This is a genomic window from Sphingomonas sp. S2-65 (assembly GCF_021513175.1).
Taxonomy (GTDB): Bacteria; Pseudomonadota; Alphaproteobacteria; order Sphingomonadales; family Sphingomonadaceae; genus Sphingomonas.
The window spans coordinates 28,862-47,623 of record NZ_CP090953.1 but is presented as its reverse complement, the minus strand read 5'-3'; the positions used below and the strand labels follow the sequence as shown (position 1 = coordinate 47,623).

Below are 18,762 nucleotides of genomic sequence, written 5' to 3'. Positions count from 1 at the left end.
CTCGGCTCAGCTAGCGCGCGCTGTCGTCCATGCCAGCCACAGCCATCCCAGGATCAACCCGGCGCCCCCGATCGGCGTCACCGCGCCCAGCCAGCGCGGCTGGCCCAGCGCCATCGCGTACAGCGTACCGGCAAAGATCAGCGCCCCGCCCAGAAACAGCCAGGCCGGTCCACGCGCGCCCATCTGTGCCGCTATCAGCGCCGCGACCGCGTGCACCATCTGGTACTGCGCGCCGGTCTTCAGCCACTCGGCCGCGTCGCCCTGCGCGCCATGCGCGCCGAACGCGCCCGCCGCCACCGCGAGCGCGCCGGAAAGCGCCGCCAGTACCGCAATCGGATTCATTTCCGCTCCAGATCGCTCAGCATCGCCGCTGCCTGCCCCGCCTGACTGAACATCGAATCGCGCGCGGCATACAGGTCGCCGGTATCGCGCTGGATCTTCAGCCGCTCGTAATCGCGGCGGCGATATTCGCCTTCGGTCTTGTCGATCTCGCTCCCGTCGACGCCGACCGCCTGCATCGCACGTCTGGCCATCACGATCGCGCTTTCCAGCACCTCGCGCACCGCGCCGGCAATCGGCGCGCCCTTCATCTTCATCACCGATCGCCGGTCATACGCGCGCACGAAGATCGTCGCGTCGGGGAAGGCGTGGTGCAGCCCTTCGAGCTTTTCGGTGTCGAGCCCGTCGCCATCCTGGCAGAACAGCAGCAGCTCGGCATCCGCCGCCCCGGCCTGCCGCAACAGGTCGATGCGGGTGCCGTCGCCATAATAGACCTTCATGCCGAAATCGCCGGCTGTCTGGATCATCTCGACATCGGTGTCGACGATCGTCACCGGAATGCCCTGCCCGATCAGCATCTGCGCCACTGTCTGGCCGAACCGGCCATAGCCGACCACCACTGCGTTGCTGCCATCCTGGCGCGGAGCGTCCAGTCCTTCGGAGCTCGGCGCCGGCTCGGCCCGCAGCCGCTTGGTTGCCATCATCACGAACGGCGTCGTCGCCATCGACAGCGTCACGATCGCGCCGAAGATGCTCGCGGCCTGCGGCTCCACCAGCAGCGCCCGCTGCGCCTGCGCGAACAGCACGAAGCCGAACTCGCCGCCCTGGCTCAGCAGGATGCCCAGCGCGAACGCCTGGCGCCGCTTCATCCCGAACACCAGCCCCAGCGCCATGATCAGCCCGGCCTTGGCCGCGATCAGCGCCAGCGCCATGCCCGCCACGAAGAACGGCCGCTCGGCGATCGCATGCAGGTCCAGCGCCATGCCCACCGCCAGGAAGAACAGCCCCAGCAGGATCGCGCGGAACGGTTCGACATCGGCCTCCAGCTCGTGCCGGTAGGGCGAGTCCGCCAGCATCACGCCGGCGATGAACGCGCCCAGCGCCGCCGACAGCCCCAGTGCCTCCATCACCGCCGCGCTGGCGATCACCGCGAACAGCCCGGCGAAGACGAACATCTCGCGCTCGCCCAGATTGCCGATCAGCCGGAACAGCGGCCGCAGCAGGAAGCGCCCCGCCAGGATCAGCCCGACCACCGCCAGCACCGTATACAGCGCCAGCTGCCACCCCGGCGGCCCGTTCTGGTCGGCCGGGTTGCGCGACATCGCCGCGACGATCGTGATCAGCGGCACGATCGACAGGTCCTGGAACAACAGGATCGCAAAGGCGCGCTCGCCGAAATCGGTGCGCAGCCGCCCCGCCGACTGCAGCAGCGGCAGCACCTGCGCGGTCGACGACAGCGCCAGCGGCAGTCCCAGCGCCAATGCCGCGCCCGGCGAGAAGCGCGTCGCCACCCACACCAACGCCGCGAGCACCAGCCCGCAAATCGTGACCTGCAACAGCCCCAGCCCGAAGATGTCGCGCCGCATCCGCCACAGCCGCGACGGGCTCAGCTCCAGCCCGACCAGGAACAGCAGCAGCGCGATGCCCAGCTCGGCGATGCCCATCTTGGCCTCGGCGTCACCCACCAGCCCCAGAACCTGCGGCCCGACCACCGCGCCGGCGACCAGGAAGCCCAGCGTGGCACCCAGCCCGAGCCTGCGGAACAACAGCACGAAGACCAGGGCGAAGCCAAGCAGCGGCGCGCCGTCGTGGAGCAGCGAGATGCCGGCATTTTCCTCCATCAGCCGCGCGCCTGCTCGGCGGCTTCGGCCGCGGCTTCGAACGCCAGCCGGATCGAGGCGTGGCGCCCGCGATGCGGCAGCGCCGGCGCGAATATCTCCATTCCGGGCCAGTCCGGCGGCACGTCGCGCTCGCCCGCCAGCCAGGCAGTCAGCTCGTCGCGCGCCTGCGCCAGTTGGGCGGCGCTACGCCCGACGACATGCGCGCCCATCAGCGAGGCGGACGCCTGCCCCAGCGCACAGGCCCGCACCAGCATCCCCACCGCCGAAATCTGGCCTTCGGCGTCAACCATAACGTCAACCGTCACGCGGCTGCCGCACACCGGCGAGCGTTTCTCCACGCTCCCCATCGGCTCGGCCAATCGCTCGTCAAAGGGAACGGACGCGGCAAGCCGCAGGATCTCGGTGTTGTAGAGCGGCGCATTCATGCCGGCAGACTTAGGCAAGATGACCGCCCGGCGCCATCGCTTTGCGCGCGCCCCGCCTCACTCCTGGCTATGGCTTGCATTCTCCAGCCCGTCCCGCCGGGTCTTGCCGAACACCGGCTCCCCGCGCCGCCGCCGGTCGACGATCTCGGCGATACCCGCGCTGGTCCGGTCCAGGATCGGGTAAGTCGCAGACCCGGTGATCCACGCCGGCCGGCTCGACTTGCCGCCGCCCACGGTGTCGAACACCAGCACCACCAGCAGGAACGCGACGCTGACCAGCACCAGCCCCTTCAGCGCGCCGAAGCCGAAGCCCAGCGCCCGGTCGATCGGTCCCAGGAAGCTGTCGCGCGTCCGACCGCCGATCGACCGCGCGATCAGCCGCCCGCCGAAATAGGTCGCCCCACCCAGCAGCGCGAACGCCAGTACCGCCCCGCCCTGCACCGTGCCGACCGCACTCGCCAGCACCTGCGACAAGGGCCCGTGAAACAGCTTGAGCGCCAGCACGACCAGCAGCCAGGCGAGCAGCGCCAGCACCTCGGTCACGAAACCGCGGATAAACCCGAGCACCCCCGCCCCGCCGATCGCCAGCAGCACGATGATATCCAAACCGGTCAACGCCATGAAAACCCTCCGGCCGCCCCTCTAGCGCAGGACGGGCCGCCCGCGAAAGCGGAGATCCTTTGCCGCGCATGCACGTTGTACCCGTGATATCTACAGGAGCGGACCATGCCCGACGACGAGAAGATCAGCGAAGGCCCCAACGAGCGCCCCAGGAACGAAAGCATCGCCGGCACCGGCCCCGGCATCCCCGACGAGGCGCTTGCCCCCGGCGAAGACCTCCCCGACACGCCGACCGACGAGGAGATCGCGCGGATCGCCGAAAAGCTCGGCGCCCCCATTCCCGACGGCGGCCGCTAGCGCTTCTCCGCCGCCAGCGTGTGCGCCACCAGCGCATTGGCGTGGCCATGCCCCATGCCGTGATCGTTCTTCAGCATCGCGACGAGGTCCATGTGCTTGGCCGGCAGGTGGGTGCGCACCAGCGCCTGCCAGTCGGCGATCGGCCGGCCATATTTCTTCTCGATCGAGGGGAAATAGGATGCGGGTCCTTTTGTCGGTTCGTTGGCCATCTCGAGTCAGGCTCCCCAAAGTGCGGCGGCGCATAGTCCGTCGTGCGCCGCGCAACTGCAAGGGCGCGCCTGAGCGCCGCTTTGCCGTGGCGATCGTCGCACGATAAGGGCGCGACACGCTGGAGGAATCGCCATGATCGTTCGAGTTCTCGCCCTGCTCGCCGCTTCGGTGCTGGCGGCGGCGCCCTTGCCGGCGCTGACTCCGATCCGCCTCCAGCCTGGCGTGAACCCCGTCCCCGACATCGCCGGCGATGGTCAGAGCGGCAGCATCTCGCTCGATTGGCGCGAGAACGGCAATGCCTGGGGGTACGACATCTTCATGGTGCGCGTCGGCGGGTCGATCGCCACGATCGGCGGCAAGGACCTGATCACCGATCAGCCGCATACCGGCGAGGATGCCATCCGCGCGGTGCGCTTCGCCCGCGGCACGCATGCGGGAAAATCGACCACCTTCGCGCTGGTCGCGGACCGCGCGGTCGGCGAAGCCGTGCCCGACCCGGCGGCGACGACGATCTCGATCTATGCGCTGGTGGCGAACGACGAAGGCTTCGGAACGCCTTACCAGTTCGTCAAGGTCGAGGAGCGGCATGCCAAGCGGCGCTACTGCAACGCACACAACGCGCTGCTCACCGAGCTTAGCTTCCCGCTCCCCAAAAGCTTTGACGGGGTTCGATCACCCGACGGCTGCTGAGGCGCCGGTCCTTTACCGCCCGAGCAGATGCTCGACAAAGCCGCCCAAATTGCGGAAGCCCGCCACCTTCAGTCCGCCGGCGTCCGGCTGCGACGACGGCGCCAGCGCCCGGCCGAACCCCAGCTTGGCCGCCTCGCGACAGCGTAGCGCGCCATGGGCCACCGGCCGCACTTCGCCGGAAAGCGCGATCTCGCCGAACGCAACCGCATCCGCCGGAACCGGCCGCTCGGACAGCGCCGATACCAACGCCGCCGCAACCGCAAGGTCGGCGGCAGGGTCCTGCACCCGGTACCCGCCAGCGATGTTGAGATACACTTCGCTCGCCGAGAAGCTCAGTCCGCACCGCGCCTCCAGCACCGCCAGGATCATCGCCAGCCGCCCGCTGTCCCATCCGACCACCGCCCGCCTGGGCGTCGCCCCACTCGCCAGCCGCACCACCAGCGCCTGGATCTCGATCAGCACTGGACGCGTGCCTTCCAGCGCGGGGAACACCACCGTCCCGGTCACGCTCTCGTCACGCTGCGTCAGGAACAGCGACGACGGGTTCGACACTTCCTCCAGCCCTTCGGACTGCATCGCGAACACGCCGATCTCGTCGGTGCCCCCGAAGCGGTTCTTCACTGCGCGAAGGATGCGATATTGATGGCTGCGCTCGCCTTCGAAGGCGAGCACCGTATCGACCATGTGCTCGAGCACGCGCGGGCCGGCGATCGATCCGTCCTTGGTTACGTGCCCGACCAGCACCAGCGCGGTGCCGCGCTCCTTGGCGAAGCGGATCAGCTCGCCCGAGGCAGCGCGCACCTGGCTCACCGTGCCCGGCGCGCCCTCGATCAGGTCGGAATGCATCGTCTGGATCGAGTCGATGATCAGCAGCGCGGGCGGCGTCCCATGCCCCAGCGTGGTCAGGATGTCGCGGACCGACGTCGCCGCGGCCAGCTGCACCGGCGCATCGCCGAGCCCCAGCCGCCGCGCCCGCAGCCGCACCTGATCGGACGCTTCCTCGCCCGAGACATAGGCGACGTGCCGCCCCGCCTTGGCCAGCTTCGCCGCCGCCTGGAGCAGCAGCGTCGACTTGCCGATACCCGGGTCGCCGCCGATCAATGTCGCGCTCGCCTCCACGAAGCCGCCGCCCAGCGCCCGGTCCAACTCGGCGATCCCGGTCGCCATCCGTTCGGGCAGCGCAACGTCGGTGTCCAGCCCGGTCAGCTGGATCGCACGCCCCCCGGACTGCAAATTATGCCGTGCCTGGAACGGCGTCACCACTCCGCCGGCATCCTCCAGCAGCGTGTTCCACTCGGAGCAGTCGCCGCATTGCCCCGCCCATTGCGACGTCACCGACCCGCAGGACTGACAGACATAACGTTTCTTCGGCTTGGCCATCGCCACACGCTAGCGGAGGAACAGGACGGGAACAACCCCATATGCAAGGGTGCGGTGCCGGCGGAGCCGCGCAGCACCGCGGAGCGCGTCAGAACCGCTCGCCCACCATTTCCTCGCTCTTGGCCCACAATGCCTTCGCGCGCTCCGGGTCCAGCGCATAGGGACGCACTCCGCCGCGCAGCCCTTCGCCCTCTACCGTCTCGGCAACGTGGCAATCCTCGCAGTACCGGCCGCCGACTTCCTCGGCGGGCGCCACCACGGCGGCCCAGACCGAAGTCGCCGCGCCTTCCGGGATCGACTTGAAGCGATAGGGCGGCAGCCCCGCGGCGGCATGCGCCACCTCCAGCGACTGGACCAGCGCCGCCATGTCCTCGGCGCTCATGTGCCGCCCGAGCTCGGTGTTGATCCCGCCCGGATGCACCGCCGCCGCGCGGATGCCCCGGTCGCGGTGCCGCCGGTCGAACTCAACCGCGAACAGCGCATTGGCGGTCTTGGACCGGCCATAAGCCACGAACTCGGCATAGGGCGTATGCTCGAAATTCGGGTCCTCCAGGTCGACATCGGAAAAGCGGTGCCCCGCCGACGACAGGCTGACCACTCGCCCTTCCGGCCTCAGCAACGACGCGATCCGGTTCACCAGCACGAAGTGGCCAAGATGGTTGGTGCCGAACTGCGTCTCGAACCCGTCCTCGGTCCGGCCGAACGGCGGCGCCATTACTCCGGCATTTGCGATGATGACGTCGAACGTACGCCCATCGGCTAGCAGCGCATCGGCACAGGCGCGGACGCTGTTCAGCGACGCGAGGTCGAGCTGAACCAGTTCCAGGCTGCCGCCCGACGCCGTCGCCGCGTCGCGCGCCGCGCCGGTCGCCCGCTCGGCCTTGGCCAGGTCGCGCGCGGCGCCGACCACATCCGCGCCATGCGCCACCAGGACACGCGCCGTTTCCACGCCCAGCCCGGCCGACGCGCCGGTCACCAGGAAGCGCCTGCCGCGCAGGTCCAGCCCGTCGAGTACATCGTGAGTGGTCGAGCTCGCCCCGAAAATCTTGGTCATGATGATCTCCCGCAGAGCCCCATGCTCCGCTTGTCAGAAGATGCGGTTCCGCCTGTCGGAACCCGCGCCCGTTTGGATCGACTTCTTGCCTGATCGTCTCACCTCTTGCGGTCCCGCCAAGCTGGGCCGATCTGTATTGCATGCACGAAGAACTCAGCCGGCTCCGCGGTCTCGTCCTGCGCCATATTCAGCTGGGCACCCAGCACACGATCCCCGGCGCCCGCTTCCACAGCGCCACGGCGCCGACCGCGCCGGTTTCGGGCGTGTACGAACCGATGCTGTGTGTGGTGCTTCAGGGCGCAAAGCACGTCACGATCGGCGACCGGACGATGCGCTACGATCCATCCTCTTATTTCGTGGCGTCGGTGGAGCTGCCCGCCGCCGGCTGGATCACCGAGGCGAGCCCGGAGCACCCCTATGTGGCGCTCGGCATCACCATCGACCGTGCCATGCTCACCGATCTGATCGCGCAGGTGCCGGTCCAGCCCGACGCCGCCACCGCCGGTTTCGCAGTGAACGCAGTGACGCCGCAGCTGCTCGGCTCGGTCGCGCGTCTGCTCGATCTGCTCGATAACCCCGGCGATGCGCCCGTTCTCGCGCCGATGCTCCACCGCGAGATACTCTATCGGCTACTCCAGTGCGAAACCGGCAGCACCCTGTGCCAGATCGCGCGCGCCGACAGCCGGCTGTCTCAGGTGCAGCGTGCGATCGCGTGGATTCGCGACAACTATGACGCGCCGCTCAGCGTCGATGCGCTCGCTACCCTGGCGGGCATGAGCAAGGCCTCCCTACACCGCCACTTCAAGGCAGCGACTGCGATGAGCCCGCTCCAGTACCAGAAGCAGCTACGCCTTGAGGCCGCGCGCCGCTTGCTAGTCGGCCATACCGATGCCCAGCGCGCCGCGCATCACGTCGGCTATGAAAGCGCGTCGCAGTTCAGCCGGGAATATGCGCGAATGTTCGGCCTGCCGCCGGCCCGCGATGCCGAACGGCTCAGGAGCGGGCAGCTTCCGCTCGCGACCGCTCAGGTCCTGGGCTGACCGGTCCGGCATACCCCTCGAAGCGTCACGTGCGGCGCCGGCCGGCCCCGACTGAAGCCCGCTTCGTTGTCGTTTGCCGCCGCTCTCGCGGCCCCCGCCAATGCGCCTTCCCAGGCGCGCCAATCCATCACGTCCATCTCACACCCCCCGGCGCTCGCTGAAGCATGGAAGGTCCCATGCGAATGCGGCAGGCTCGTGGCACGGGCCGCCGGCTGCCAAACTTGCCGGTTCCCCCCACCCCGGCTAAGCCGCCGCGATGCAGCCATCCGACCTTCGTGTCGCGCTCTTCAGCGGCAACTACAACTATGTCCGCGACGGTGCGAACCAGGCGCTGAACTTCCTCGCGGGCCATCTGCTGTCGCAGGGCGTGACGCTCAGGGTCTATTCGCCGACGACCGACAGGCCGGCGTTCGAGCCGACGGGCGAACTGGTCAGCGTCCCGGCGCTTCCGGTGCCCGGTGGCCGCAGCGAATATCGCTTCGCCTGGCGGCTTCCCGCCGAGACCCGCCGCGACCTGGCGGCGTTCGCCCCCAACATCGTCCATGTCTCTTCACCCGAGGTGCTCGGCCACCGCGCCGTAAGCTGGGCACGCGACAACGGCATCGCCAGCATCGCCTCGCTCCACACCCGGTTCGAGACCTATCCCCAATATTACGGCATCGGCTTTCTGGCGCCGTTGATGATCAAAGGGCTCACCCGCTTCTACAACCGTGTCGACCAAGTGGTGACCCCAGGCCAGTCGACTGCCGACTTGCTGCGCGGATGGGGGGTGACCACGCCGATCCGCACCTGGTCGCGCGGGGTTGACCATGTCCGCTTCAATCCCGATCGCCGCGACTTGGCCTGGCGCCGGTCGCTCGGCGTCCGCGACGACGAGTTCGCGGTCGGGTTCCTGGGGCGGCTGGTGCTCGAAAAGGGCCTCGACATCTTCGCCGACGTCTGCGCCGCGCTGCGCGCCAGCGGCGTGCCGCACAAGGTGCTGGTGATTGGCGACGGACCCGCACGCGACTGGTTCGCGGAGCGCGTGCCCGACGCCGCCTTTGCCGGGTTCCAGCGCGGTGACGATCTCGGCCGCGCGGTCGCGTCGATGGACGTGCTGTTCAACCCCTCGGTCACCGAAACCTTCGGCAATGTCACCCTGGAAGCGATGGCTGCCGGCGTTCCCGTGGTCGCCGCCCGCGCGACCGGCGCCGTCGACCTGATCGATGAAGGGGTGACGGGCTTCCTCGTGCCGCCACGCGACGTCCAAGCCTATGCCGGCGCGATCGCCCGCCTGATCCACGACCCCGCGCTTTACCGTGCCCAGTCGCAGGCCGGCCACGCCAAGTCGCAGGCCTATCGCTGGGACGCGATCAACCAGGTCGTGCTCGACACCTATCTCGCCATGCTCGCCGCCAGGGACCCTTCCCCCGCCCCGCTTCGTTGACCGGCTCCCATCCGGAGACGCACGATGCCCCAGGATCCCGACGACCAGGCCCCCGACGATCAGACCGAAGAGCTGGAAAAGGCCCAGGAAGATGCCGCCGAGCAGCGCGAGGAAAATGGCGGCTATCAATAACCTGGCGATAACCTGGGTGGGTTGACGCTGCACTGCAGCATTGCCACCTGCGGGGCATGCACGACCTGACCCGCTCCCCCGACGCTCCCGCGGCCGCGCGCCATCCCGCGCTGGTCCATTTCGCGTTGGCGATGGGCGGCTTCGCGATCGGCACCACGGAATTCGCGACGATGAGCCTCCTGCCCTATTTCGCACCGGGGCTGGGCATCGACGAGCCGACCGCCGGGCACGTCATCAGTGCCTATGCGCTCGGCGTGGTGGTCGGCGCGCCGCTGCTGGCGGTGCTCGGCGCGAAGCTCTCGCGGCGCGTGCTGCTGATCCTGCTGATGGCGAGCTTCGCCCTGTTCAACGGCCTCAGCGCGCTCGCGCCCAGCTATCCGCTGATGCTGCTGTTCCGCTTCCTCAGCGGCCTGCCCCACGGCGCCTATTTCGGCATCGCCTCGCTGGTCGCCGCCTCGCTCGTCCCCACCGACCAGCGCTCCCAGGCGGTCGGCCGCGTCCTGCTGGGCCTCACCGTCGCCACGGTGATCGGCGTGCCGCTGGCCAACTGGATGGGCCAGGCGATCGGCTGGCGCTGGGGCTTCGCGCTGGTCGCGGTGCTCGCGCTGCTCACCGTCGTGCTGGTCTGGTGCCTCGCCCCCCAGGACAAGCCCGCGCGCGGCACCAGCCCGCTGCGCGAACTCGGCGCCCTAGGCAACGGCAGGGTGTGGCTCACGCTGGGCATCGGCGCGATCGGCTTCGGCGGCATGTTCTGCGTCTACACCTATGTCGCCTCGACCTTGCTCGAGGTGACCAAGGTCTCCCCCGGCATGATCCCGGTAGCGCTCGGCGTGTTCGGCCTGGGCATGACCGCGGGCAACATCATCGCCCCGCGCTATGCCGACCGCGCGCTGATGCCCACCGCCGCCGCGCTGCTGGTCGGCAGCGCCGTCGCGCTGGCGCTCTACCCGCTCGCCGCCGGCACTTTCTGGCTGCTCTGCCTCGACGTGTTCGCGATCGGCTTCGGCGGCGCGCTCGGCCCGGTGCTCCAGACCCGCCTCATGGACGTCGCGGGAGACGCCCAGGCGCTCGCCGCCGCGCTCAACCATTCGGCCTTCAACACCGCCAACGCGCTTGGTCCCTGGCTCGGCGGACTGGCGATCGCCGCGGGCTGGGGCTGGGCCTCGACCGGCTATGTCGGCGCGGCGCTGGCGCTTGGCGGGCTCGCCATTCTCGGCCTGACGGTGCTGGACGAGCGCCGGCGGGCCCGCGCCTGACCGCGCTCAGCCCGCCCGCCGCTCGATCAGCCGCACCGCCTCGTCGGCCAGCTCCATCAGCCCCTCGCGCTGATCGGCATCCAGCCCGCCGGGGCGCGGCGCGGTGTCGATCACGCACAGGCTGCCCAGCGCCACCCGCGCCGAGGTGATCAGCGGATAGCCGGCATAGAAGCGGATCCGCGGCCCGCCGAGCACCAGCGACATCCGCGCGGTACGCGGATCGGCGGCAAGATCCTCGATCTGGAACAGATAGCCCTGGCGGATCGCGATCGCGCACACCGACGTCTCCAGCGGCGTCTCGCACTCCTCGATGCCGACCCGCGCCTTGAACCACTGCCGCTCCGCATCGATCAGGCTGATCAGCGCGATCGGCGTGTCGCACAGCGTGCGCGCCTGCTCGACCAGCGCGTCGAAATCGGCCTCCGTCCCGGTATCGAGTATCCGATAGCGGTGCAGCGCCGCCAGCCTGGCACCTTCCAACGCGACCGTTTCCATCTTCATCGTTCCGCCTCGCCGGGTGCGCCTGTTCGCCGAACAGGGATAGTGAAGTCCGTTTCCTTTAAACCGTTGATCTTGTTTACGAGAAGTTACCGGCAGCGATGCCGTGGCGCGAAAACGCCTGACCGGGCGATCTGTCGACTTTCCCCAATCAACTGCCGCGCACCTGTGATACGCGACGGTGGCCAGCGGCGACGCTGGACGGTTTCGCTGTCGAGTTACGCCTTTGTCCTCTGATCGACTTTCGTCCGCCGCCTTCTTCGTTCCAGGCGGCACCGTCATGGGCACCCTGATCCAGGATCATGCCTGGCAGTCCACGCCGCTCGGGCCGATCGAGGCCTGGCCCGAACAGCTGCGGGCGATGGCCGGCATGATCCTGTGCGCCAACCAGCCGATGTTCGTCGTCTGGGGGCCGGAGCGCACGCTTCTCTACAACGATGCCTATGCCGAGATCCTGAAGGCCAAGCACCCGGCCGCCCTCGGCCGCGATTTCCTCGACGCCTGGGCGGAGATCCGGGGCGACCTCGCTCCGATCGTTGCCGAAGCCTATGCCGGCAACGCCGTCTACATGCGCGACATCCTGTTGATGATGGAACGGCGCGGCGCGGTGGAGGAAGCCCATTTCACTTTCTCCTACACGCCGCTGCACAGCGTCGCCGGCGTGGTTCGGGGCTTTTTGTGCGCGTGCATCGAAACCACCGGCGAGGTGGAAGCGGAATCCCTGCGCCAACAGCGCGAAGAGCGCCTGCGCCTGATCCTCGACAGCGCGACCGATTACGCCATCCTCACCAGCGACGCCGACCGTCGGATCACCAGCTGGTCCAAGGGTGCCGAGATCGCCTTTGGCTGGCGCGAGCAGGATGCGATCGGCCGGCTCACCGACGATCTCTATCTTCCCGAGGACCGCGCAGCCGGCGCGCCTGCCCAAGAGCAGCAGGAGCCGCAGCAGACCGGCTTCGCGCCGAACATTCGCTGGCATCAGCGCGCCGACGGATCGCGGGTCTTCATGAACGGCTCGGTGCACCCGCTCGGGACCGGCGGCGATGGCGGCCTGCTCAAGATCGCCCGCAATGAAACCGAGCAGCGCCGCCACGCTGACGAACTTGCCCGCACCCGCGCCGAACTCGTCACCAGCGAAGAGCGCTTCCGGGCACTGATCGCGGCATCCACGGCAGCGGTCTGGACGACCGACCCCACCGGCAACGTCATCGAGGATTCGCCAAGCTGGCGTGCATTCACCGGGCAGACCGTCGATGAATGGATGGGCATTGGCTGGTTGGACGCGGTTCACCCCGCGGACCGCGAACGCGCCACGGGGAAGTGGCAAGAGTCGGTCGCGCACGGCACCGAGTTCGCTACCGAGTTCCGCCTGCGCCATGCCGCTTCCGACAGCTGGCGCTGGACCCGCGTGCGGGCGGTGCCGCTACGGAACAAGGCGGACGAAATCGTCGAATGGGTCGGCATGAACGTCGACATCGACGAACAGAAGCATGCCGAGATGGCGGTGGCGGAGTCCGAGGCGCGGTTCCGCAACATGGCGGACCATGCGCCGGTGATGATGTGGGTGACCGACCCCAGCGGTTATTGCACCTATCTCAATCGGGCCTGGTACGAGTTCACCGGCCAGAGCGAGGAGGAGGCGCAGGGCTATGGCTGGCTCGACGCGACACACCCCGAAGACGAGCCGGCAGCCGAGAAGATGTTCGTCGACTCCAACGCGGTCCGAAGTCGGTTCCGCGTGGAATATCGGCTCCGCCAACATGACGGCACCTATCGCTGGGCGATTGATGCCGCGGCGCCACGCTTCGGCGAGGATGGCGCGTATCTGGGCTATGTCGGCTCGGTCATCGACATCACCGAACGCCGCGAGGCCGAGGAGCGGCTCCAGCAGCTCAACCACTGGCTGGAGGAACGCGTGCACGCCCGCACCGCCGAGCTCGTCCAGGCTCAGGATGCGCTGCGGCAAAGCCAGAAGATGGAGGCGATCGGCCAGCTGACCGGCGGAGTCGCGCACGACTTCAACAATCTGCTGACCGTCATACGGTCCTCCGCGGATCTGCTGCGCCGCGACAACGTGGCCGAGGTCAAGAAGAAGCGTTATATCGACGCGATCGCCGACACCGCCGACCGCGCGGCCAAGCTTACCGGCCAGCTGCTCGCCTTTTCGCGGCGGCAGGCGCTCAAGGCCGAGGTATTCGACGTCCCCGAACGGCTGCGAATCATCGGCGACATGCTGGGCACCGCCGTCGGGCCGCGCATCACCCTCAACGTTCTTCCCTTTTGCGACCCCTGCTTCGTCGATGCCGATCCGGGCCAGTTCGAGACCTCGATCGTCAATCTCGCGGTCAACGCACGCGATGCGATGAACGGCGAAGGCGTGCTGACCATCCGGGTGGAGGTTGCTGATGCCCTTCCGACCGTGCGGGGCCAGGCAGGCGCGAAGGGCCCGTTCGTCGCGATCTCGGTGGAGGACCAGGGTCCCGGAATCGCGCCCGAGATCATCGATCGCATCTTCGAACCGTTTTTCACCACCAAGGGAGTGGGCCGCGGCACCGGGCTTGGGCTGTCCCAGGTCTACGGCTTCACCAAGCAGTCGGGGGGCGAGATAACGGTTCACAGCGAACCCGGACAGCCCACCGTGTTCACCATGTACCTTCCCAAGACGGAGGCCCCGGCCGAGGCAGTCGACCAGCAGCCGGCGGGCGAGACGCCGGACGGCGGCGGGCACATCCTCCTGGTCGAGGACAATGTCCAGGTCGGCGAATTCGCCACGCATCTGCTGCGCGACCTCGGCTACCAGGTTACCCATGCAGTGAACGCCGATGCGGCGATCGCGTGCCTGGAGCAGCCGCAGGCGATCGCGTTCGACCTGGTATTTTCCGACGTGATCATGCCGGGGCGCAGCGGGCTCGAACTCGCCCGCGAGATCCAGACACGCTGGCCCGAACTTCCGGTCGTGCTCACCAGCGGCTACAGCCATGTGCTCGCGGAGGACGCCCGGCACGGTTTCCCGTTGCTGCAAAAGCCTTATTCGGCAGAGGACCTTGCCCGCATGCTGCGACAGGTCCTCGCTCGGTCGCGGCAGTTGAACGCCCAAGACTGAGCGCACCCGGTTCGGCCCTTCACCCCCGCGCCGCAGGACCAGGCAGAGGCGCAAGCTGCAGGGCATGGTAAAGCGGTTGTGCGATGCTGCCGCACGCGCTCCGCGGCGGCATGCCCGCGTGCCGACCGGAATTCGCGGACGTGACGATGCCGGGCGAACCTTCGGCCGCCTGAAGGGTTACATCATTCCCATCCCCACCCGGCGGAGCTCGCATGCCTATTTGCCTTTTCCGCCGCGCCACCTGATCGGGATGGAAAGCTTCGAATTCCTCGTACTGCTGCTGTTCGTCGCGGCGATGCTGCTCGCCGGTTCCAGCAGGATCGGGGTTCCCTATCCCACCTTGCTCAGCCTCGTCGGGGTGGGCGTCGCGCTTACCCCGTTCGCCCCCGACATCGGCATCGATCCGAAGCTGGCGCTTGCGGTCTTCATCGCTCCCGCGCTGCTCGACGCCGCCTTCGACACGTCGCCACGCGAGCTCAAGAAGCTCTGGGCGCCGCTGCTCGCGCTTGCGGTCGGCGCGGTGGTGATGACCGCGACCGTCGTCGCGCTGCTCGGCTGGTATTGGATCGGCCTGCCCTTCGCCGCCGCCTTCGCGCTCGGGGCGATCGTCGCGCCGCCAGATGCGGCCGCGTCCACCGCCATCCTCAACCAGGTGCGCTTTTCCCGGCGTTCCACGCTGGTGCTTCAGGGGGAGAGCCTGCTCAACGACGCCAGCGCGCTGTTGCTGTTCGGCGTAGCCACTGCAGCGGTCGCCGGCTGGCACGAAGAGGGTGAAGTCTGGACCCTGGCGCTCGCCGCGCCCGGCGGGATCGCGATCGGGCTTGTGCTCTCCTGGGGCTATTCCAAGTTCTCGCGGCTGTTCTCGGGCACGCACTCCGCGACGATCATCGAATTCACCGGCACCTTCGGGGTGTGGATCATCGCCGAACGCCTGCACATGTCGCCGGTGCTCGCGGTGGTCGCCTTCGCGATGCTGACGGCGCACTACGCCCCGGGCCGCCAGTCTGCGCGCGACCGGGTGCAGTCCTATGCGGTCTGGGCGGCGGCGGTGTTCGTGCTGAACGTCATCGCCTTCCTGCTGATGGGAACCCAGGTACGCGCCATCCTCGGCGCGCTGTCACCCAGCGAATTGCCCCGCGCGCTCGGTTTCGCAGCGGTGGTGGTCGTTGCGGTGATCGTCGTGCGGCTGGTCTGTGTCTTGGGGTACCGTGCGCTCACCGGCTGGTTGTGGACACGCTTCCAGCCTGCTTGGCTGACCGAGCCGCCCCCCTGGAAGCTCTCGGTGCTGGTATCCTGGTGCGGCATGCGCGGCTTGCTGACGCTCGCCACCTCCTTTGCCCTTCCCGCCACTTTCCCCGGCCGCGACTATATCGTGCTTGCCGCCTTTGCCGTGGTTCTCGGCACGCTCGTCCTGCAGGGACTGACGCTGCGCCCGCTGATGCGGCTGTTCGAAGCCGAAGCGCCGGCCAGCGAACTGGCCGGCGAGCTTGGCGACGCGCGCCGTGCCATGCTCGACGCCGGATTGGAAGCGACGGCGCGGGAGCCCGACGACGTCGCGCGGATGCTCCGCACCAAGCTGGAGGCCGCCCGCGCCGTCAGCCGGTCGGACGATGACCCACAAGGCGCCACGCCGTTCGACACGGGTCTCGCGCATGTCGTCCATGCGCAGCGCCGCCGCCTCATCGCGATGCGCCAGGACGGCAGCATCGCCGAGGACGTGTTCGACCGGCTTCAGGAGGAGCTGGACTGGCTCGAACTCGCCGCCCGCCCCAATCGCGAGATCGAAGTGCGCGAGGCCTGAGCCTTACTGCCAGTCGTATTGCAGCTCGCCCTGGCGGAACGCGAAGCGGTCAAGGTGACGCTGCACCACCTCCTTTAGCCCTTCCAATTGCTCGGACGATGACGCGTCGATCCGCAGGTCGAGCCCGTCCTCCACGGCATTGAAGGTCACAACGGCATCGCCGGGGTAATCGGCGCCGCGCACGTCCTTGGGGAAGATCACCGTGCCGTTCTCGGGGGTGAACTCGACTTGCAGATTGTGCGACCAGTGCTTGCACAGCTGCTGAAGGTAGCGGCTGGCGTTTTCGGTCGGCACCAGCGCCGAAGCGGTCGCGGTCGTGATCGTCATGCGCTCAACTCCTCGGGGAAGCGGCGGTGCAGGCCCGCCGCTTCCATTCCTTGCCCTCGCGGCCTCAAAGCCGCTCGATCTTGCGCGCCGCCTCGTCGAGGATGCCGGCAACGTCGTGCAGCATGTCGGGATCGACCTCCGCGGCGGCAAGGCGCTCGCGCAGCACCGCGTGCAGATTGCCCATCGCGCGCCGCACCGGGCCGCCGCTCGCGCGCGCCGCCATCGACCCCAGCTCGGCCAGCCGCGCGAACAGCGCCTCCACTTCTGCCTGGCGCTCTGCCAGATGGGCGCGGCCCGTTTCGGTGATCGCGAACTGCTTCTTGGCACCTTCGGCCTTCGCCTCTTCGATGAGGTTCATCTCGTCGAGCAGGGTGAGCGTGGGGTAGATCACCCCGGGGCTCGGCGCATAGGCGCCGCCGGAGCGTTCCTCGATCTCGCGGATCAGGTCGTAGCCGTGGCGCGGCGCTTCCTCGATGAGCTTGAGCAGCAGCAGCCGCAGTTCGCCGCCGTCGAACATCCGCCGCCGGCCGCGTCCGCCGCCGCCGCCGCCTTCGCGGCCGTCATGCATGCCCCAGCCGCCGCCGAAGCCGCCGCCAAAGCCGCCGCGCCCCCAGCCGCCGCCTCCTGGCCCGCCGAAGCGCCCAGGGTGGCCGTGATGATGGTGATGATGATGTCGCATCTGAAATCCTTATCTAGCGAGTCATGATGCGTCTAAGATATATCTTTCCGCGGTTTACACAAGCCCTCTCCGCGGCACTTTTGTAAACTTCCACCCACAACCCTATCTCACCCCAATGGCCGACCTTTTCGCCAGCCACGACTCCGCCCCCGCCGAGCAAGCCACCACCGGCCCGCTCGCCGATCGCCTGCGCCCCCAGCAGCTCGACGAAGTCGTCGGCCAGGAACATCTCACCGGTCCCGACGGCGCGATCGGCCGCATGGTCGCCGCCGGCCGCCTCAGCTCGATCATCCTCTGGGGACCGCCCGGCACCGGCAAGACTACGATCGCCCGCCTCCTCGCCGACGCCGTCGGCCTCCGCTTCGTCGCGATCTCGGCCGTCTTCTCCGGCGTCGCCGATCTCAAAAAGGTCTTCGCCGAGTCCAAGGAACACGCCCGCATCGGCCGCAAGACGCTGCTCTTCGTGGACGAGATCCACCGCTTCAACCGCGCCCAGCAGGACGGCTTCCTCCCTTATGTCGAGGACGGCACGGTCACGCTGGTCGGCGCCACGACCGAGAACCCGTCGTTCGAGCTCAACGCAGCGCTTCTCAGCCGCGCCCAGGTCCTGATCCTCCACCGGCTCGATCACCGCGCCTTATGCAAGCTGCTCGACCGCGCCGAAGCACTCGAAGAACGGCCGCTTCCGCTCACGCCCGAGGCGCGCGACGCGCTGGTCGCCAGCGCCGATGGCGACGGCCGCTTTCTGCTGAACCAGGCCGAGACGCTGTTCTCGGTGCAATTCGACGTAGCGCTCGACTCCGCGGCCCTCGGTGCATTCCTGCAGCGCCGCGTCGCAGTCTACGACAAGGACCGCGAAGGGCATTACAACCTCATCTCGGCGCTTCACAAATCGATCCGGGGGAGCGATCCGCAGGCAGCTCTCTACTATCTCGCCCGGATGCTTACCGCTGGCGAGGAGCCGCTATACCTGCTGCGTCGTCTCACCCGCGCAGCGGTAGAGGACATCGGCCTTGCCGACCCGCAAGCCCTGGTCCAGTGCATCGCCGCCAAGGACACTTACGACTTCCTGGGCAGTCCCGAAGGCGAACTAGCCATCGCTCAGGCCTGCCTTTACCTCGCGACCGCGCCCAAATCGAACGCCGCCTACGCCGCGCAGAAAGCCGCATGGCGCGCCGCCAAGGAAACCGGGTCGCTGATGCCCCCGCAGAACATCCTCAATGCCCCAACCAAACTCATGAAGCAGATCGGCTATGGGAAAGGCTATCAGTACGATCACGATACCGAGAACGGCTTCTCGGGTGCCAACTACTGGCCTGAGGAAATGGCCCCGCAGACCTTCTACACACCGACCGACCGCGGCATGGAGAAGCGGATTGCCGAGCGTATGGCCTGGTGGGACCAGATGCGCGCGCAGCGGAGCGATGTGTGATCGGGAGCAAGCGTGTCCCTTCACGCTCGGAACTGATCCGTACGTTCTGGCGAACCGATTGCCACACCAGTGCCCGATGCTGCTGGCCCGCTACGGCAGGCCGTTTAGTGAGCGGATCGAACGCCACACGCATCGCGTCTCTTAGGATCGCACCAAGGTGCGGCGTCTCGCAGCAGGAATGGAAGTCTGCCCCTGAACTTCACTGACTTCATCGCGATCGACTGGTCTGGCCAGGCTGTCGAGCGCCCCAAGGGACTGGCCGTAGCCCATG

At 68.3% G+C, this 18,762-nt stretch carries 18 protein-coding genes; 8 read left to right on the top strand and 10 right to left on the bottom strand.

Features of this window, described 5'->3' with window-relative positions; translation table 11 throughout:
- Nucleotides 1-6: 6 nt before the first annotated feature.
- Genes LZ586_RS00245 through LZ586_RS00230 form a run of 4 tightly spaced genes read right to left on the bottom strand, consistent with a single transcriptional unit; the run spans nucleotide 7 to nucleotide 3,166 of the window.
- A complete protein-coding gene (locus tag LZ586_RS00245) occupies nucleotides 7-342 on the bottom strand; it encodes a DUF423 domain-containing protein (protein ID WP_235077723.1) in 336 nt (111 codons plus the stop codon).
- Nucleotides 339-2,120, bottom strand: a complete 1,782-nt coding sequence (locus LZ586_RS00240) for a cation:proton antiporter (protein WP_235077722.1) — start codon at nucleotides 2,118-2,120, stop codon at nucleotides 339-341. Before LZ586_RS00240 ends, LZ586_RS00245 begins: the two co-directional genes overlap by 4 nt.
- Nucleotides 2,120-2,545, bottom strand: a complete 426-nt coding sequence (locus LZ586_RS00235; RefSeq protein ID WP_235077721.1) for an iron-sulfur cluster assembly scaffold protein — start codon at nucleotides 2,543-2,545, stop codon at nucleotides 2,120-2,122. The genes LZ586_RS00240 and LZ586_RS00235 overlap by 1 nt, the downstream gene beginning before the upstream one ends.
- Nucleotides 2,546-2,602: 57 nt before the next feature.
- The gene (locus LZ586_RS00230; protein WP_235077720.1) at nucleotides 2,603-3,166 is read right to left on the bottom strand and encodes a CvpA family protein; all 564 of its coding nucleotides are present in this window, start codon (nucleotides 3,164-3,166) and stop codon (nucleotides 2,603-2,605) included.
- A gap of 105 nt (nucleotides 3,167-3,271) precedes the next feature.
- Between LZ586_RS00230 and LZ586_RS00225 the strand changes: the two genes are divergently transcribed.
- A complete protein-coding gene (locus LZ586_RS00225; protein ID WP_235077719.1) occupies nucleotides 3,272-3,463 on the top strand; it encodes a hypothetical protein in 192 nt (63 codons plus the stop codon).
- Here the strand turns inward: LZ586_RS00225 and LZ586_RS00220 are convergent.
- A complete protein-coding gene (locus LZ586_RS00220; RefSeq protein ID WP_235077718.1) occupies nucleotides 3,460-3,672 on the bottom strand; it encodes a DUF4287 domain-containing protein in 213 nt (70 codons plus the stop codon). The genes LZ586_RS00225 and LZ586_RS00220 overlap by 4 nt on opposite strands.
- A 133-nt stretch (nucleotides 3,673-3,805) precedes the next feature.
- Between LZ586_RS00220 and LZ586_RS00215 the strand changes: the two genes are divergently transcribed.
- The gene (locus LZ586_RS00215; RefSeq protein ID WP_235077717.1) at nucleotides 3,806-4,363 is read left to right on the top strand and encodes a hypothetical protein; all 558 of its coding nucleotides are present in this window, start codon (nucleotides 3,806-3,808) and stop codon (nucleotides 4,361-4,363) included.
- Between the two features lie 12 nt (nucleotides 4,364-4,375).
- On the opposite strand, the gene radA is transcribed toward LZ586_RS00215, so the two are convergent.
- Both radA and LZ586_RS00205 read right to left on the bottom strand, forming a co-directional pair.
- A complete protein-coding gene (gene radA / locus LZ586_RS00210) occupies nucleotides 4,376-5,743 on the bottom strand; it encodes a DNA repair protein RadA (RefSeq protein WP_235077716.1) in 1,368 nt (455 codons plus the stop codon).
- An 88-nt stretch (nucleotides 5,744-5,831) separates the two neighbouring features.
- Nucleotides 5,832-6,797: an SDR family NAD(P)-dependent oxidoreductase gene (locus tag LZ586_RS00205; RefSeq protein ID WP_235077715.1), complete on the bottom strand. Its 966-nt coding sequence runs from the start codon at nucleotides 6,795-6,797 to the stop codon at nucleotides 5,832-5,834.
- Nucleotides 6,798-6,937: 140 nt separating this feature from the next.
- Between LZ586_RS00205 and LZ586_RS00200 the strand changes: the two genes are divergently transcribed.
- From LZ586_RS00200 to LZ586_RS00190, 3 genes are all read left to right on the top strand, one after another.
- Complete coding sequence (locus LZ586_RS00200; protein ID WP_235077714.1) at nucleotides 6,938-7,837, top strand: AraC family transcriptional regulator; 900 nt, start codon at nucleotides 6,938-6,940, stop codon at nucleotides 7,835-7,837.
- Between the two features lie 256 nt (nucleotides 7,838-8,093).
- Nucleotides 8,094-9,263, top strand: a complete 1,170-nt coding sequence (locus LZ586_RS00195; RefSeq protein ID WP_235077713.1) for a glycosyltransferase family 4 protein — start codon at nucleotides 8,094-8,096, stop codon at nucleotides 9,261-9,263.
- A 188-nt stretch (nucleotides 9,264-9,451) separates the two neighbouring features.
- Nucleotides 9,452-10,651, top strand: a complete 1,200-nt coding sequence (locus LZ586_RS00190) for an MFS transporter (protein ID WP_235077712.1) — start codon at nucleotides 9,452-9,454, stop codon at nucleotides 10,649-10,651.
- A gap of 6 nt (nucleotides 10,652-10,657) precedes the next feature.
- On the opposite strand, the gene LZ586_RS00185 is transcribed toward LZ586_RS00190, so the two are convergent.
- A complete protein-coding gene (locus LZ586_RS00185) occupies nucleotides 10,658-11,152 on the bottom strand; it encodes a GAF domain-containing protein (RefSeq protein ID WP_235077711.1) in 495 nt (164 codons plus the stop codon).
- Nucleotides 11,153-11,429: 277 nt separating this feature from the next.
- Between LZ586_RS00185 and LZ586_RS00180 the strand changes: the two genes are divergently transcribed.
- Both LZ586_RS00180 and LZ586_RS00175 read left to right on the top strand, forming a co-directional pair.
- Nucleotides 11,430-14,252, top strand: coding sequence for a PAS domain-containing sensor histidine kinase (locus tag LZ586_RS00180; protein WP_235077710.1), 2,823 nt, complete (start codon nucleotides 11,430-11,432; stop codon nucleotides 14,250-14,252).
- A gap of 118 nt (nucleotides 14,253-14,370) precedes the next feature.
- Complete coding sequence (locus LZ586_RS00175; RefSeq protein ID WP_235077709.1) at nucleotides 14,371-16,053, top strand: cation:proton antiporter; 1,683 nt, start codon at nucleotides 14,371-14,373, stop codon at nucleotides 16,051-16,053.
- A 3-nt stretch (nucleotides 16,054-16,056) separates the two neighbouring features.
- Here the strand turns inward: LZ586_RS00175 and LZ586_RS00170 are convergent, their stop codons facing one another.
- Together LZ586_RS00170 and LZ586_RS00165 are read right to left on the bottom strand one after the other, a co-directional pair.
- On the bottom strand, nucleotides 16,057-16,380 hold the full coding sequence (locus LZ586_RS00170) for a DUF2218 domain-containing protein (protein WP_235077708.1): 324 nt from the start codon (nucleotides 16,378-16,380) through the stop codon (nucleotides 16,057-16,059).
- Between the two features lie 64 nt (nucleotides 16,381-16,444).
- On the bottom strand, nucleotides 16,445-17,059 hold the full coding sequence (locus tag LZ586_RS00165; RefSeq protein WP_235077707.1) for a PadR family transcriptional regulator: 615 nt from the start codon (nucleotides 17,057-17,059) through the stop codon (nucleotides 16,445-16,447).
- Nucleotides 17,060-17,174: 115 nt separating this feature from the next.
- On the opposite strand from LZ586_RS00165, the gene LZ586_RS00160 reads away from it, so the two are divergent.
- Entirely contained in the window at nucleotides 17,175-18,491 is a 1,317-nt protein-coding gene (locus tag LZ586_RS00160; protein ID WP_235077706.1) for a replication-associated recombination protein A, read from the top strand.
- Nucleotides 18,492-18,762: the final 271 nt, after the last annotated feature.

Coding starts and splice junctions, on each gene's coding strand:
- LZ586_RS00180 (WP_235077710.1), top strand. CDS start 11,430: ATGGGCACCCTGATCCAGGATCATGCCTGGCAGTCCACGCCGCTCGGG.
- LZ586_RS00225 (WP_235077719.1), top strand. CDS start 3,272: ATGCCCGACGACGAGAAGATCAGCGAAGGCCCCAACGAGCGCCCCAGG.
- LZ586_RS00160 (WP_235077706.1), top strand. CDS start 17,175: ATGGCCGACCTTTTCGCCAGCCACGACTCCGCCCCCGCCGAGCAAGCC.
- LZ586_RS00195 (WP_235077713.1), top strand. CDS start 8,094: ATGCAGCCATCCGACCTTCGTGTCGCGCTCTTCAGCGGCAACTACAAC.
- LZ586_RS00165 (WP_235077707.1), bottom strand. CDS start 17,059: ATGCGACATCATCATCACCATCATCACGGCCACCCTGGGCGCTTCGGC.
- radA (WP_235077716.1), bottom strand. CDS start 5,743: ATGGCCAAGCCGAAGAAACGTTATGTCTGTCAGTCCTGCGGGTCGGTG.
- LZ586_RS00185 (WP_235077711.1), bottom strand. CDS start 11,152: ATGAAGATGGAAACGGTCGCGTTGGAAGGTGCCAGGCTGGCGGCGCTG.
- LZ586_RS00205 (WP_235077715.1), bottom strand. CDS start 6,797: ATGACCAAGATTTTCGGGGCGAGCTCGACCACTCACGATGTACTCGAC.
- LZ586_RS00230 (WP_235077720.1), bottom strand. CDS start 3,166: ATGGCGTTGACCGGTTTGGATATCATCGTGCTGCTGGCGATCGGCGGG.
- LZ586_RS00190 (WP_235077712.1), top strand. CDS start 9,452: ATGCACGACCTGACCCGCTCCCCCGACGCTCCCGCGGCCGCGCGCCAT.
- LZ586_RS00240 (WP_235077722.1), bottom strand. CDS start 2,120: ATGGAGGAAAATGCCGGCATCTCGCTGCTCCACGACGGCGCGCCGCTG.
- LZ586_RS00170 (WP_235077708.1), bottom strand. CDS start 16,380: ATGACGATCACGACCGCGACCGCTTCGGCGCTGGTGCCGACCGAAAAC.
- LZ586_RS00200 (WP_235077714.1), top strand. CDS start 6,938: ATGCACGAAGAACTCAGCCGGCTCCGCGGTCTCGTCCTGCGCCATATT.
- LZ586_RS00215 (WP_235077717.1), top strand. CDS start 3,806: ATGATCGTTCGAGTTCTCGCCCTGCTCGCCGCTTCGGTGCTGGCGGCG.
- LZ586_RS00220 (WP_235077718.1), bottom strand. CDS start 3,672: ATGGCCAACGAACCGACAAAAGGACCCGCATCCTATTTCCCCTCGATC.
- LZ586_RS00235 (WP_235077721.1), bottom strand. CDS start 2,545: ATGAATGCGCCGCTCTACAACACCGAGATCCTGCGGCTTGCCGCGTCC.
- LZ586_RS00245 (WP_235077723.1), bottom strand. CDS start 342: ATGAATCCGATTGCGGTACTGGCGGCGCTTTCCGGCGCGCTCGCGGTG.